20 protein-coding genes are annotated in these 14,449 nt (G+C 35.8%); 8 read left to right on the top strand and 12 right to left on the bottom strand.

The window, feature by feature from the left end:
• Position 1: 1 nt before the first annotated feature.
• The 9 genes from I5435_RS06310 to I5435_RS06270 form a co-directional block, all read right to left on the bottom strand.
• Positions 2 to 139, bottom strand: coding sequence for a hypothetical protein (locus I5435_RS06310; protein WP_258842605.1), 138 nt, complete (start codon positions 137 to 139; stop codon positions 2 to 4).
• Positions 129 to 1,100, bottom strand: a complete 972-nt coding sequence (locus tag I5435_RS06305; protein ID WP_337983418.1) for a DnaD domain-containing protein — start codon at positions 1,098 to 1,100, stop codon at positions 129 to 131. Before I5435_RS06305 ends, I5435_RS06310 begins: the two co-directional genes overlap by 11 nt.
• Positions 1,101 to 1,121: 21 nt before the next feature.
• The gene (locus I5435_RS06300) at positions 1,122 to 1,277 is read right to left on the bottom strand and encodes a DUF6906 family protein (RefSeq protein ID WP_337983417.1); all 156 of its coding nucleotides are present in this window, start codon (positions 1,275 to 1,277) and stop codon (positions 1,122 to 1,124) included.
• Positions 1,274 to 1,930 (bottom strand): ORF6N domain-containing protein, encoded by a 657-nt coding sequence (locus I5435_RS06295; RefSeq protein WP_337983416.1) that lies wholly within the window; start codon positions 1,928 to 1,930, stop codon positions 1,274 to 1,276. Before I5435_RS06295 ends, I5435_RS06300 begins: the two co-directional genes overlap by 4 nt.
• A gap of 67 nt (positions 1,931 to 1,997) precedes the next feature.
• A complete protein-coding gene (locus tag I5435_RS06290; protein WP_337983415.1) occupies positions 1,998 to 2,132 on the bottom strand; it encodes a hypothetical protein in 135 nt (44 codons plus the stop codon).
• 76 nt (positions 2,133 to 2,208) lie between these two features.
• Positions 2,209 to 2,436: a hypothetical protein gene (locus I5435_RS06285; protein ID WP_069511174.1), complete on the bottom strand. Its 228-nt coding sequence runs from the start codon at positions 2,434 to 2,436 to the stop codon at positions 2,209 to 2,211.
• A 192-nt stretch (positions 2,437 to 2,628) separates the two neighbouring features.
• Positions 2,629 to 2,910, bottom strand: coding sequence for a helix-turn-helix domain-containing protein (locus I5435_RS06280; RefSeq protein WP_069511172.1), 282 nt, complete (start codon positions 2,908 to 2,910; stop codon positions 2,629 to 2,631).
• A gap of 166 nt (positions 2,911 to 3,076) precedes the next feature.
• Positions 3,077 to 3,346 (bottom strand): group-specific protein, encoded by a 270-nt coding sequence (locus I5435_RS06275; RefSeq protein WP_069511170.1) that lies wholly within the window; start codon positions 3,344 to 3,346, stop codon positions 3,077 to 3,079.
• A 13-nt stretch (positions 3,347 to 3,359) separates the two neighbouring features.
• On the bottom strand, positions 3,360 to 3,584 hold the full coding sequence (locus I5435_RS06270; RefSeq protein WP_069511168.1) for a helix-turn-helix domain-containing protein: 225 nt from the start codon (positions 3,582 to 3,584) through the stop codon (positions 3,360 to 3,362).
• Positions 3,585 to 3,750: 166 nt separating this feature from the next.
• Here I5435_RS06270 and I5435_RS06265 point away from each other — a divergent pair, with 166 nt between their 5' ends.
• The 4 genes from I5435_RS06265 (at position 3,751) to I5435_RS06250 (ending at position 6,742) form a co-directional block, all read left to right on the top strand.
• Positions 3,751 to 4,110 (top strand): helix-turn-helix domain-containing protein, encoded by a 360-nt coding sequence (locus tag I5435_RS06265; protein ID WP_069511166.1) that lies wholly within the window; start codon positions 3,751 to 3,753, stop codon positions 4,108 to 4,110.
• Between the two features lie 102 nt (positions 4,111 to 4,212).
• A complete protein-coding gene (locus tag I5435_RS06260) occupies positions 4,213 to 4,998 on the top strand; it encodes a hypothetical protein (RefSeq protein WP_337983414.1) in 786 nt (261 codons plus the stop codon).
• Between the two features lie 77 nt (positions 4,999 to 5,075).
• Entirely contained in the window at positions 5,076 to 5,579 is a 504-nt protein-coding gene (locus tag I5435_RS06255; RefSeq protein WP_337983413.1) for an ImmA/IrrE family metallo-endopeptidase, read from the top strand.
• A gap of 35 nt (positions 5,580 to 5,614) precedes the next feature.
• On the top strand, positions 5,615 to 6,742 hold the full coding sequence (locus I5435_RS06250) for a tyrosine-type recombinase/integrase (RefSeq protein ID WP_337983412.1): 1,128 nt from the start codon (positions 5,615 to 5,617) through the stop codon (positions 6,740 to 6,742).
• 97 nt (positions 6,743 to 6,839) lie between these two features.
• Here I5435_RS06250 and glnA read toward each other — a convergent pair whose 3' ends face one another.
• The gene (gene glnA / locus I5435_RS06245) at positions 6,840 to 8,174 is read right to left on the bottom strand and encodes a type I glutamate--ammonia ligase (RefSeq protein WP_337983411.1); all 1,335 of its coding nucleotides are present in this window, start codon (positions 8,172 to 8,174) and stop codon (positions 6,840 to 6,842) included.
• Positions 8,175 to 9,174: 1,000 nt separating this feature from the next.
• Between glnA and I5435_RS06240 the strand changes: the two genes are divergently transcribed.
• The 4 genes from I5435_RS06240 to I5435_RS06225 all read left to right on the top strand — a co-directional run bounded on the left by I5435_RS06240 (position 9,175) and on the right by I5435_RS06225 (position 12,462).
• Positions 9,175 to 9,597, top strand: coding sequence for an ATP-binding protein (locus I5435_RS06240; RefSeq protein ID WP_024361471.1), 423 nt, complete (start codon positions 9,175 to 9,177; stop codon positions 9,595 to 9,597).
• A 28-nt stretch (positions 9,598 to 9,625) separates the two neighbouring features.
• Entirely contained in the window at positions 9,626 to 11,323 is a 1,698-nt protein-coding gene (locus I5435_RS06235; protein WP_337983410.1) for a methyl-accepting chemotaxis protein, read from the top strand.
• A 27-nt stretch (positions 11,324 to 11,350) separates the two neighbouring features.
• On the top strand, positions 11,351 to 11,737 hold the full coding sequence (locus I5435_RS06230; protein WP_025218918.1) for an STAS domain-containing protein: 387 nt from the start codon (positions 11,351 to 11,353) through the stop codon (positions 11,735 to 11,737).
• A 170-nt stretch (positions 11,738 to 11,907) separates the two neighbouring features.
• On the top strand, positions 11,908 to 12,462 hold the full coding sequence (locus I5435_RS06225) for a hypothetical protein (protein ID WP_025218917.1): 555 nt from the start codon (positions 11,908 to 11,910) through the stop codon (positions 12,460 to 12,462).
• 152 nt (positions 12,463 to 12,614) lie between these two features.
• Here I5435_RS06225 and I5435_RS06220 read toward each other — a convergent pair whose 3' ends face one another.
• Together I5435_RS06220 and I5435_RS06215 are read right to left on the bottom strand one after the other, a co-directional pair.
• On the bottom strand, positions 12,615 to 13,961 hold the full coding sequence (locus I5435_RS06220; protein ID WP_025218916.1) for a sodium-dependent transporter: 1,347 nt from the start codon (positions 13,959 to 13,961) through the stop codon (positions 12,615 to 12,617).
• 146 nt (positions 13,962 to 14,107) lie between these two features.
• A complete protein-coding gene (locus tag I5435_RS06215) occupies positions 14,108 to 14,269 on the bottom strand; it encodes a hypothetical protein (protein WP_337983409.1) in 162 nt (53 codons plus the stop codon).
• Between the last annotated feature and the right edge of the window lie 180 nt (positions 14,270 to 14,449).

Below are 14,449 nucleotides of genomic sequence, written 5' to 3'. Positions count from 1 at the left end.
ACTACACCACTCTTTCGTTCATACCTTTGTCCATTTGAGCATCGTACATACAATTCAGTTCTTCGTCAGACAATTTCTCAAGATATTGCTCTGAATAACCAGTCATTAAGTGAAGAATAAAAACTAATTCATTTCGCATCGTTAGACCCCTTTCCTAGCATTTCTAATACCTTTTGACGTTCTGCTTCAAAGTCGATAGTTTGACCAGTAGATAGGCTTTCACCATTATCCTCATTACGTTTACTAAACCATTCAGGTACAAGCTCTTGACGACCTAGTGATTTACTTCGATTAGAATTTTTTTGTCGTTGATTTTTTTGTGCTTCAAATCGAAGTTGGTCTGCTTCTACATCTGCAATTGTTTTGAATTTCTTGTTGCTCCAGTCCAGTAGTATCTTTTCAACGTAATTCCACCGAAGTACATTGTTTTCTACTGCTAGTTTCATAGCATGGATTACAAGGTCTTCCGAAAGATCATCAATCCAATTACCGACTTTGTAAGCTACATGAGAAGCAAGTGCTCCAAATCCATTCTGTTCGTAAAACTGAAAAGCTGTTTGCTGTTTTTGATTTAAGCTTGTGCAAGCAGAGGCATTTACCTTCTCATCAACATTTTTAAAATCTCTTGTAGTAATCTCTGTAGTAATCTCTGGTAATGGTACAGACAGTTTGTCCGACTGGTTTAGACACTTTGTCTGCATGGTATGGTCAACATGTCCTGTCGATAGGTCACTTTGTCCTGTCGACCTCCCTTTTTGTCTTTCGATACTTTTCTGATACTCTATCTCGCTTAATTTTTCATAACTAATGCGATACCATTTTGTTTTATCAATCACCAAAGAATTAAAATTATCACAAATGACAAGCCCACTATCTTCAAGTTTTTTCACTATACGACTAATGGTCTTTTCACTCCAAAATGGAAATTGTTTCTGCCACTCCTTGTAAGAGTTATAAACCCACTTATGACCATCCTTTTCGTGATTGCTACGATTCAACCAATAATGCAGTTGCTGTAGAAATATCGATTCTTGTAAGCCAATATGCGCTGCCAAAGATGGCAATACGATTAATGGTTCTTCGTTCAGTAATAACTTCATACAAAATCCCCCTGTTGATCGCTATGGTGCTAAAATAATGCGCGTTTTACCTGTTAAACGATGTACGATAGTCCACTCATCTAAAAGTTTTTTGCTGATTAACCAATTAGCAGGATTTAAACGAAAGCTTTTAACATGATTACTTTCACTGACAGTCAATTTACGTCCTCGTTTCACGAAGCATCACCTCCCCATTGCGCTACAAATCGTAATGCATCCTGTAGCTCATGTTGTTTGACGTCACGATAGGAGCCGACTTGGTAGCGTTCTTTGATGGCGGAATATATTGCGCGGAATAGCGCACCCCTAGCATCTTTTTTATTACCAACTAGCTGATTGACTCGTTTAGTTACTTCAATCCGTAGTCGCGTTTGTTCACCTGAATGTAATGTTGACTCTCGTAATTGTTTTTCCACAACTTCCAACCTGCTTTCAATTTGCTGAATGTGCTCATAAGTAATAGCTAATGGTTGCGCTTGTTTCAGCACAATGTGTTGAGGTTGTTCTAAAATGTTGTAGTAGCCGTCTATTAGTGTATGGAGTGCTTCTTTTGCACGACTGCCTTTTAAGTAACTGGCGTGAAGCCATGCTCCCTTTTCAGTCCAAAGATTCAAGGATGCTGTGAATTTAAGGCTAGCGTCATTTGGACGTTCAGCCTTGAAAGCCTTTAGTACATCTCCTGTTAACTGGAAATAATGCTCGCCCTCAACAAATTGATTCTGATTACGACTAAAATTCCGATTAATAACTTTTGCATTTGTGCCAAATGGTTCTGCAAGTTGTACACTTGTTAAAACTCGCTTGCCACCATGCACGATAAGTTCTGACATATAATGCCCTCCCTTGCTGTTAGCTTGGATATTTGCTATAATCTAATTAATGTATTTTGATAGTTGCTTACTCGCATGCCAGTGCTTGTAAGCTTTTTTTATGCCTTCTAAAGCGAGCGTCCCAAAGACTCTTAGCTTCTTCAATACGGGCCATCCGTTCAGCCGACTTCAAAGCAAGCCACTCACCAGTAACGACTTTCATCAGTTTCACCTGCCTTTCAGATGCATTCGCATCATCGGACTCACAAACAATTTGTGAATCCTGTGATAAGAACAAATCAAATTACTTTTAATGTTTTTGTTGCTGACATTACTTTTTCGATATGGCGAATAACATCTTCAACACCATTGGTGCGACCTTTTTGAAGATTGTAGGCAATTAACTTTTCAATGTGCTCCTCATGGTTTTGTCCTGTACTATAATCAGCTACTGCCATTGCACGATCTGATAAAGTTTCCTTCTCTTGATTTAAAAACATGTAAAGTTGCTCTAAAATTTGATTCATAACAAAATCCCCCTGATGTTGACTTATTTAGTAAGTTTGTCCATAATTAAAGGACAAGGTTTGTAATATATTATTTGAACTGTTCACCGACCAAAGTTTCAGTTCAATCAGATGCAGGTGCATATGCGCTTGCATTTTTCCTTTTTATTACAAATGCAAATACTTATATTTCCTCTCATACAACCAACTCCTTTAAAAAATACTTAGCCATGCAAACCCACCTACTATCGGCAGTAACGTTTGTATAACTGTTGCAATGTCTAATCCACTCATTAATCCTTGTGAGAGAGTTATACCAACTTCCTGCGTGTTTGTTTGTTTAAACCAATCCATAAAAGTAAAAACATCAGGAACTTTACGCTCATTTTCATACCGTGAGATACATGTTTGACTCCGGTTCATCCGAGCTGCCAATTCTTCTTGAGAGAGGCCTGCAAATTCTCGACAAGTCTTTAATATCACGCCTAACTTCATTGTCACACCACCTTTTATGCCGAATCAGCATACTCTATATAGTTGTTTTCGGTTAAAATTATTTATAAGAAGAAAACAATGTAAATGAAAACCCTCGTCCTATTCCTCAAACAACTTTCTTAAAAATTTGAATGTTTAAGGGTAGCGACAAGAAGACGTTACCCCCTCAATTCCTTGGTTGTTGTGCAATCCATGCCAACAAAAACTCTTCCGTTTGCTTAGCAGGCATAAGCCATTTCTTGCCTACTCTGAATTTTGGAAAGTCAGGGTTATAAAAAAATTGCTCCTTAACAAACGTCTCGCTCATTTGCACCTGTCTACAAAGTTCTTTCATATCCCAAAACAACGTCTTGATGCTTACTTGTTCAATGTTCTTTTGAATTTCTTCACGTAGTATTGTTTCAGCAAATGATGGATCAATTTGCACTTGTAACATTTAGCTCACCTCTTTAAATTGCTGTTTTAGCAATTATTTTGATAAAAAAATTTTCAGTACTGCATTTCAACATTTTTGCTAGCAAAGGCAGTTGCTCGGCTTTGAATGAATATGTGCCATTTTCATACTTCAAATAAGTAGAAGCATTCTTCATATTCATTGAATCAGCTGCCTCTTGAAGTGTCATTTTCAACTCCTGTCTACGTTGCTTAACAAATGCCAAATTAAATATTTTCACTTGAATTTCACCTCTTACTAATTTCTGTTTTAGCAACCCATTGGTAACAATATACCATTGCTAAAATAGAAATTCAAGTATTAAATTTCTATTTTAGCAATTTATTTATTTCTAAAACGGAAACATGATATATTTAACATATGATCTCACTGAAAGCGGTGAAAACATGGATATAGGAAAAAAGATAATCTCATTACGAGAAAAAAGAGGATGGACGCAACGTGAATTAGCCAATCGAGTTAATTTAAATGTTAGCGTTATGAATCGAATTGAATCTAACGAGAGACCCGTTAAAGATAGTGAGCTCCTTAATTTAGCAAACGTACTCGAAGTGAGCACAGACTACCTTCTTGGTCGAATAGACACCCCAGCACTTACACCACGTGAAAATGACGAAGAAGAATTTCAAGCTTTCGTTAACAATCCAGACTTACAATTATGGTACAAAGAACTTCCGAATTCGAGTGAAGAAGAACTACGTAAACTACGAAAAATGTGGGATATTATCAAAAATGATTTAAATTAAAAAGGACGTGTAATAATTACATGTCCTTTTTACTATCTGTTGTTTATAAAAATATATAACTATAATTTTTATTACATATGTTATGAAGGAGAATCAATTGTCATGACTATAGAATTTATTAAGCTATTTTTAAAAAGTATACAATATGAGAAAATTAACATTTCACCTTATTATTTAATTTGTACTATACCTGTTATCGTATTTATGATTTTAATTCCTAAACTTTTTACTTCTTTATCGTATGATTCATTTGATATTAAGTTAATGCATAAACGGAGCCACAGCCCTATTCAAATTACAAAAACAATTTTCATTTTTTTAGTTTTGTACATAATGTTCACAGGATTTACTTTTTTAAATGCATATATTATGGTAAAAGCCCCACTCATATTTGTTATTTTTTTATTTTTATCTATAGTGTTTGTTGTTTTATCCGTTCTCTTCTTATTATTCTATGTTTTTGCTCGTCTGAAGAAAATACAAATTTATGTGAATAAAAAACACCTTCTCCATTCAATATTTTATATAATTATTTTAATCTTTACTTTTATTTCAAGTGTAATTTTCGCTGTTTCACTCTTACTCCCGTTCTATATTACTTCAATCAGTGAAATATCCCAGCAAAATAATTTAGAATCTATTTTAATTTTTCTTTTTTTCTCATTAATGCAAGTTGTACTACTCGTAGTCTATAAACCAATTGAGAAAAAAGAATATATCTTGATTTCTATTCTAGAAAATAGATTACCTATAGAATTTAAATTAGAATTAGATTATTCAATCAGTGAAAATACATCAGTTTTATTTAATAAAGCAAAAAAAATTAAAGCTGTTAAACGAAATAATGGAGAAAAATATATAATTGAAATATACAAATTAAAAAACTAGACTTCCCCCCTACCAAATAGTGGGGATTTATTGTACACTTAAAAAGAACACTTGTTCTATTTTAAGGAGTCGATTTCATGTATTCTAGTCACTTAGATGATTTCATCAAACAGTTTTATATCAAAATGGATATTCTTAAGCCAAAACAAATAAATTTTTTTAAAATAGCAGATTGTTTAGATATCAAGATACATTACTGGGACGAAAGTAGCCAAGCTGCTTTTTTAAAAAACTCGAATTTTATTTTTTTAAATGAGCATTTGTCTTTCCAGCAACAATGGCAAGATTTTTGTCATGAGCTAGCACATGTCCTTTTTCACACGGGTCATCAAGGTCGTATGGCCCATACTTGGATAGAGTACCAAGAGAACAAGGCAAATAACTTCATGTATCATGCCTGTATCCCTTCTTTCATGTTGGACGAGCTAAATCTATACGACAACAATGCAATAACAGCAATCCAAATACAAGAGCTATTTAATGTCGAATACGATTTTGCTGTAAAACGACTGACACAATACATAAGCAATAAAAGAGTTTATGCCGAATTGGCATATCGAAAAAGTTTACAGGAACTGTGATTACTCACTAGTGTGCTAATTAAGGAGGGATTAGTATGGCTTCATTTCGTAGGAGAGGTAAGTATTGGTCATACCGGATTCGTGTGAAGGATAATCAAGACGAGTGGCGTGAGTATGGTGAAAGTGGTTTTGTAACAAAGAAGGAAGCGCAGCTTGCTGCACGACAAAAGGAACTGGAGTTTAGTTCTCATGAGTCGTATGCTGGTATGGCTACATTTGAAGAATTTTCTTTATCTTGGCTTGAACACTATATAAAAGGAAAAGTAAAAACCAGCACGTACCGCACTTATAAACATGCTATTACAAAACATGGAATTCTAAATTTCGGCAACTATAAATTGTGCGATATAAAACCGATGATGTATCAGAAATTTATCGATTCTCTAATGGAGAAAGGACTTGCTTTAAATAGTGCTAAACGTATTCACAGTGCTATTAATCAATGTATGAAAAGAGCTGTGATTAATGGTTACATCATTAAAAATCCATGTGAACATGTAGTTATGAAGAAATTGCCGACCAAAAAACTAAAATTTGTTGAGCCAAAGTATGTACAAGAAATACTAGCTTACATTTACAAACGAGATTATACCTATGGCTTATTTTTTGAAACGCTTTTTGAAAGTGGGATGCGAAAAGGTGAATGTGCTGCACTTCGATTGGATGATATAGATTGGCGAAATAGTTCATTAAAAGTAGATCAGACTCTTAACTTTCATCCAGAGGATGAAGATGAGATATTAGGTTCGCCCAAAACAGCTGCATCTAATCGGGATATTCAAATGCGAACAAAGTACATGCAAAAATTGAAAACGTATATAAAGTATCGTACAGAACAAAAAATGTTAGTTGGTGCTTTATACAACCATGAATTGAATCTTATTTTTGCTCGTGATGATGGCTCGCCACTTCCCCGTTCTACCCTATACAATATATTCAAATCAGCTCTTGAACATGTTGGTATAGAAAAACTTCCAATTCACTCTACCCGTCATACTCACACTGTTATGTTGATGGAGGCTGGATGGGATATGAAGTCGATTTCTGAAAGATTAGGTCATGAGTCCATTATGACAACAATGAATATTTATGCACATTTATCAGATAATATTAAACAAAAATCAATTGATAGTTTTGATAAATATATGGAGCAACAAAAATAAAAATAATTCTTGTGGGCAATTTGTGGACAGCAAAACAAACCCATGTGGGCAAAAAAACAAAGAAGTGTCGGAGCCTTACAGCCCCAACACTTCTTTGTTAGTACATTGTTATATATTCATCGCGTTCCCAGTCGTGGACGCGTGTGCGGTATTTGTTCCATTCAATTTCTTTCGCTGCGGTGAACTTTTCAAAAATATGAATGCCTAGTGCGTCACGAACGGTATGGTCCATTTCTAGTTCTATCAGTGCATATTCTAATGAAGATGGTAAACTATCGATGCCATTCATTTCACGTTCTACACGATTCATTTTATAAATATTTCGGTCCACAGCGTCTGGCGGTGTTAAGCCTTTGCGAATCCCATCGAGCCCAGAGGCTAAAATAACTGCCATTGCTAAGTATGGGTTGGCTGCTGGATCAACAGAACGCAATTCAATACGTGTGGAAAGTCCTCGTGCCGCAGGGATACGAATAAGCGGTGAGCGATTTTGTGCTGACCAAGCTACGTAACATGGCGCCTCATAGCCAGGCACTAAACGTTTGTAGGAATTGACTAATGGATTCGTTACTGCTGTAAAGCCGTGCACATGCTTCATAATCCCTGCCATAAAACTACGTGCCGTTTGACTTAATTGCAATTCTGCATGTTCATCATAGAAGGCATTATTTTCTCCTTCAAATAATGACAGATTAAAGTGCATCCCTGAACCATTCACTCCAAATAAAGGTTTCGGCATAAAAGTTGCATGCAAGCCGTGTTGAGCTGCTACCGTTTTAACAACCAGTTTAAACGTTTGAATGTTATCACATGCTTCAATGGCACTGGCATATTTAAAGTCAATTTCATGCTGACCCGGTGCCACTTCATGATGGGACGCTTCAATTTCAAAACCCATGCCCTCTAGCTCCAGCACAATATCCCGTCGACAGTTTTCACCTAAATCCGTCGGTGCTAAATCGAAATACCCACCGCTATCATTTAATTCCAGTGTTGGATGACCTTTTTCATCTAGTTTAAATAAGAAAAATTCCGGTTCTGGTCCAAGGTTAAAAGAAGTAAAGCCCAATTCTTCCATTTCTTTTAAGACGCGCTTCAAGTTAGAGCGTGGATCGCCCTCAAATGCTGTACCGTCTGGCCGTGCAATATCACATATAAAGCGTGCTACCTTGCCTCTTTCAGCCGTCCACGGGAAGATTACGAATGTATCAAGATCCGGGCGTAAATACATATCGGATTCCTCAATACGAACAAATCCTTCAATCGAGGAACCATCAAACATCACTTTATTGTCTAATGCCTTAGCTAACTGACTAACTGGTATTTCTACATTCTTGATTGAGCCCAATATATCAGTAAATTGTAGGCGAATAAATTTCACATTTTCCTCTTTCACCATGCGGATAATATCATCTCTAGTATGATGTTTCATTCTTCACCACTCCAATTTGTCATTTTTCTTAACATCCGTTTTTTAGAACTGCTTTTAAATTACACTAAAACAACTAGTGAGCGCAATGGGCATGTAAGGTTTTATTACATAGAATTTTTAGAATATTCTTATCTTCTTTTTAGATGTATAGAAGCCTACTTGTTGCCTTTCATTGTCCACCCTAAATAAAAGGCTAGTGAAATAGTCTATAAGTATCAATATCAGAGCAAAAAATAAAACTTAAATATTAATTAAAATATATTTTATATAGAACATTAGTCTTGCTTTTTTTATATTTTACTGGTACATTAAAAGCGAATTTATTTTTATAGAGTTTATTGGATACTTTGAACTATTCAATAAATGGATATTTACCATTGTCTATTAAAGTAATTGTATAATTCGAAAGTACCTTTTATAATTATGACGTTGGTGGATAAAGACCTTTAATTCCATCTAGTTCTATACTCCCTTTAAACGGTCTTAAACTACCAAGTTAAAGCCCAACTTCGCAAGCTCCAAGTAAAAGATTAGTCATCGCCAAAATTTCCTTAACAATGCATGGTCACCAACTAAAATATATAGACTTCCTAGTATTTTTCACTGCTATAGGTGTGACATGTACTACGAGGGTGATAACAGCAATATTTAAAACTATACGTTGCGAGTAAACTCGTTCTCTACTTGTGAATACACACTACCGTTAAATAACGAACTTGTTTCAAACATTACGGATTGTGATTAAATCGTTAGCTACATAATCTAGCGTTTAGAAGGTTACACAGAGCCTAACAAGGTATATTTATGACGATAATGACAGCTTTTGTATGAAAAGAAACATTTTTTATGCGCTAAAAGCCTTTCCCTTTATGGCGTCAGGCACTTCCATTTATTATTTTCTCACTATAATGGCGATGACCTATTTTATTTGCTTACATTTTTTACTGAAATGCTAGCGAAAATGTAATTGTTATTTCAAGTACAAGATAGGTGATTGGTATTGGAATTTACACTGCGAGTTCAAGCGAATATGCAAGCAGTTCATTTTATAGATAAGACAATGGAAAATTATACAACGCTTTATAATGTACCTTTTAGTAGAGAATTACGTTTTGTCTTACACGAATTAGTTATTAATGCAGTTGAAGCAACGGAAAAATCATTACATCCCCTCTCCCACAACACAATTCAAGTGCAAGTAACACACAACGACGAGGAAATTAAGTTAACCGTTATCGATGAAGCACAAGGGATTACCGAAAATAATTTGGAAAAGGCTTTGCAATTTGATCTTAACGAACATAATTATACAGATCGAGGTCGCGGGTTATTTTTTGTCAAACAAATGGTGGATTCTATTTGGTTCAAACATATTTCGAAAACAAAATTTTTAGTCGGTGTTTCTAAGAAAATCCATGGATAGGTACATCTGAGATTAGGAGGGACTTTTTATGAAATGGACAATCCGCAAAAAAATTAACTTACTACTCATTACTTGCATTTTACTTATGATTACGGTAATAACGATTGTCAGTTATACCGACGCAAAAAATAATCTAATCGAAACTGTCAATGCAAAACTACTATCGGATATAGATTCAAGTTACGAGTATTTAGATGCCAAAATTCCCGGTGACTGGCACATCAAAAATAATGAATTGCATAAAGGAGATGTGAAAATTGTTGGTAATTTTGATATTGTTGACAAACTCAGTAATCTAACACATGGTGATGCCATCACAATCTTTCAATATGATACTCGGGTTAGTACAAATATTATTGAAAATGGTGAGAGAGCTATTAATACAAAGGCTCCTAGTGAACTAATCACGACCGTTTTAGAGCAAAAAGAGCAGCGCTATATCGGTTCAGCAGATGTGCTAGGGGAGCCATACGAAGTCGTTACAGGACCTATTACAAATAATTTGAACGAAATTATAGGCATGTTGTCAATTGCCTTACCATTAGCGACCTATACGAATGCCGCTACTGAAAGTGTTATGAAAAATGTTATCGTGTTATTAATTATTTCAGCTTTACTGTTTGTCATCATCAGTTGGTTTTTACAACGCCAAATTATTGCGCCTATCAATCAATTAAGCGCCAATGCCAAAGAACTAGCAGATTTAAATTTAAATGTGAAAATATTACATCCTAAAGGACAAGATGAAATTGCTAATTTAGCACAAGCTTTCAATGCGATGAAGACCCGTATAACTGAAACAATCAACGTTGTCGCCAATAGCGCCAATCAAATCGCAAGTACTTCGCTAGTTTTAGCAGAATCTTCTCGCCAAACTAGCGAAGCCTCAAACCAAGTGGCATTAACAATGAATGATATTGCAAGCGGCACTAGCACGCAATCCGATCAGGCGGAGCATATTGTGAAAATGATGCAAAAAACGAATGATGAAGTAGCCAATAGCTTACAAAAGGCAGAAGCTACTTTAGAGAGAGCCATTCAATCGACCCACATCGCACGAAAAGGCGAGGATGCGATTAACGAAGCCATAAAACATTTAAACTCTGTCACGCAAACCGTTTCCTATGCTACCGATTCTATTCAAAAACTAGGCAAACGTTCCGAAGAAATCGGCGGTATTATAACTGTTATTACAGGGATTGCAGAACAAACAAATTTATTGGCATTAAACGCCGCTATCGAAGCAGCTCGAGCGGGTGAGCAAGGAAAAGGCTTCGCCGTAGTAGCTTCCGAAGTACGCCAGCTAGCCGAACAATCAAGTTTAGCTTCTGGGCAAATTACGAGTTTAATTAAAGATATACAAGCCGAAACCGCTGTAACCGTTCGGACAATGGAAAGTAATTTACTCGCTGTCGAAGAGCAGGTACACATCATTAGTAAAGGAGGCAATGCTTTACAAGAGATTGTCGAACAAGTTGTGGAAACAGAGCAAGGTGTGAAGGAAATGAAATCAGCATTCACCCATGTCAATGACAATTCATTAGATGTCCAACAAGCTATACATGATATCTCACGTATCATTGAAGATTCTGCAGCAGCGACCGAAGAAATTGCAGCAACTTCCGAAGAACAGCACGCAACCGTTGCGGAAATCTCACAAAACTCAGAGGAATTAGCCGAAATTTCGACTAACTTACAAAACGAAGTAAATAAATTTACAATCTAACTTTAAACATATAAGGAGGCGTAATTTATGAATCAGAAAAATATGATTAATATTGATACTAAGGCTGATTATATTTTAATCGCCTTTACTGGTAAATTAGAATATGGATTGATTGGGGATTTAAAAGAGGAGCTTCACGCGATTAGTTTTGACACAAAACACGGCTATATTATCGATATGCAAAAGGTGACGAATATTGATAGTACTGGTTTTGGTATGATTATCAATTTTGCAAAGAAAGTCACAACGCTCGATAAGAAAATAGCGATTATTGTGACAGATGATTTTATTCGTAAATTATTTGCCATCTCACAATGCGATAAAGTTTTCCCTATTGCCAAAAGTGAACTCCAAGCGAAGCAGTTCATTAAAGAAGAAAAATGGTTCGGCGAACTCGCACTAAGTGAATATTAAATGGTGACAGGCACGCAAACAATTCTGACAATAGTTTAAACAGCGGAGCAGACATATATTCGTCTGCTCTTTTTTGTCTAAGGCTATAGAGAAATAAGTTAAATGCACACACAGGCAAAAAAAGATAAATTAAATAAACTAGTAGAAAAATGTATTAGGAGGTACAGTCTTTGAATCGTTGTCCAAAAAATTGTTCATGCGAACGTTGCCAATCTAGTTTGCCTGTTATTAAAGCCATCGATATTTGTCACATCAATCCAAACGCACAACCGCCAGCAGTATCCCCTTCCACATACGGGAACTTTTTTCAAACAAATTTTATCACGCTTGCTACCAATCAAGCTATGCCTTGGAACGGTATGGGGGAAACAGCTGGTATCACGTTAGACCCCGATACAGTGACTATCAGAGTGTCCCAAGGAGGGGCGTACTATATTGATTATCATGTAAATGGAAACTTCTCCCCATTCGGGACAGGTAACGTTACAATCGTTACAGCTCTTTTTGTTAATAATGCCGAAGTGAATCCAATCCAAACGAGATATGGAGCATTAAATACAGAAGTCGATAGATATGAATGCGTACCAATTACTGGAGGAACAATTGTGTTTATCCCAGATAATGGAACAGTTCAATTAAGAAATATCGGGCCAGACTTCCGTACTTGCGATGGCGGAATTGTACTCGCCGCTTCAATAAATTTGATAAAAGTTAGCTCATCTTAATGTCTTGAAGTGCCAAAAACATAGTACCTGTAGTTAAAACACTTGCAAAGAGTGCTTTAATGGCAGGTATTTTTTTCACTACCACTTGGTGCTTAATCGAAAAAAAGATGGTTCCTGTACAATACAAGAACCATCTCTAAGCTGCTTTACAATTATTTTTGTAGAAGCATATTTAATAAAACAACGATAATTACAATTGGGACGACCACTAACATAAGTAGCCGATACGTGTTATAAAACCCTTGCCCCACTTGACTTCCCATAAGCAATTCTTTTTTCACAAAGTCTTTATCTACTACATAGGCAATAAAAATGGCTATCAATAAATTGCCCAATGGTAGCATTAAATTAGACACTAAATAATCAGTAGCATCAAAGATTGACTTGCCAAATATGGAAACATCCGCTAATAAACTTGACGATAATGCCGATGGAATTGCCGCAACAAAAACAATGACTCCAAGTAATAACGTTAAGACTGAACGCGAAATATGCCATTTTTCAATAAATGCTGCCACGATGATTTCATATAAACTAAACGACGAAGTTAATGTCGCAAATAAAAATAGTAATAAAAACAGGGCTAAAAACACTTCCCCAAAAGGCATTTGACTAAATGCTGTCGGTAGCACCATAAATAATAAGCCAGGCCCAGCTTGTGGTTCTAAATCAAAGGCAAATACAACTGGGAAAATAGCTAGTCCTGCTAATAACGACACAAGTACCGTCAAGATAACAACGGAACCTGCTGAGTTTGGTAAACTAACATCTTTTTTCAAATACGAACTATATGTAACCAAACAAGAGAACCCTACTGCCAAACCAAAGAATGACTGCCCTAGCGCCTCTAGTAACGCTTTACCTGTTATATTAGAAAAATCAGGCCATAAGAAGAATTTCACACCTTCCATTGCCCCATCTAAAGTTAATGCACGAATAACAAGAATGATAAACATCACAAATAATAATGGCATCATCCACTTATTTGCTTTTTCAATACCATTTTGTACACCTAGCGAAATAACAAGTACGTTGGTTAGTGTAAATAACGCTAAACCTAGTAATGTAATCCACGGTGTGCTAATAATCTTTCCAAATAAATCGCCTGGATTAACTGAAGAATCAATAACTGCACCTGATACACCAAGGCCGCTGTAAATAAAAATCCATCCTCCTACAACACTGTAAAAGGTTAATAACAGAAAACATCCCAGTACACCCATACGTCCAATCCAAGCCCAAGCTGGTTTCGTTGGCACAATTTTTTTATAGGCAGTGACAGCTTCCGATTGCGTACCCCGCCCTAAAATATACTCGGATAATAACATCGGTAGGCCAATCAATAATGTAAAAAGCACAAAAATTAGGAAAAATGCGCCTCCACCACTTTGCCCTGTGACATAGGGTAACTTCCAAATAGCCCCTAGCCCAATTGCCGCACCCGCTGATGCTAAAATAAACCCTAATTTACTGGACCACTGTCCTTTATTCTCACTCATCTCTTCAATCTCCTCAAAACTAACTAATCTCTTATTAATTGTACATTAAAATAGTAAATTAGACTAGACAGTTCCTAAATTTCCCAGTACGCTATTGGCTCTATATAAAAAAACCTCGAACATAAATATGTTCGAGGTGAAATGAATTATTTCGATAAATACATTGTGCGTTGTTGGTTGATCCATTTGCGCATCGTTGTGAATAACAATGCCATAATCGCCGTTAATAACACACCTTTCACGATATTAAATGGTAAAATGCCTGCAACAATCATTGTGTATAATGAATCGCCAACGACTGGCTCCATACCTAAGAAATAAGCTAAATGAGGGAATTAGCGTAAAAAGTATAAGTATCAATAGTTTATAAGTAATGAACACTAATTTATTCAATGTTAATATCGATTGTAATGGAGTTATTACTGAATTACAAGTATGTTCTTAACTGCAAGATAATCTCACTACCGAAAAGTTAGGAGTGAAAGTTA

The organism is Lysinibacillus sp. C5.1 (assembly GCF_016350185.1).
Classification (GTDB): domain Bacteria; phylum Bacillota; class Bacilli; order Bacillales_A; family Planococcaceae; genus Lysinibacillus; species Lysinibacillus sphaericus.
This window is presented reverse-complemented; position numbering and strand designations above follow the sequence as displayed.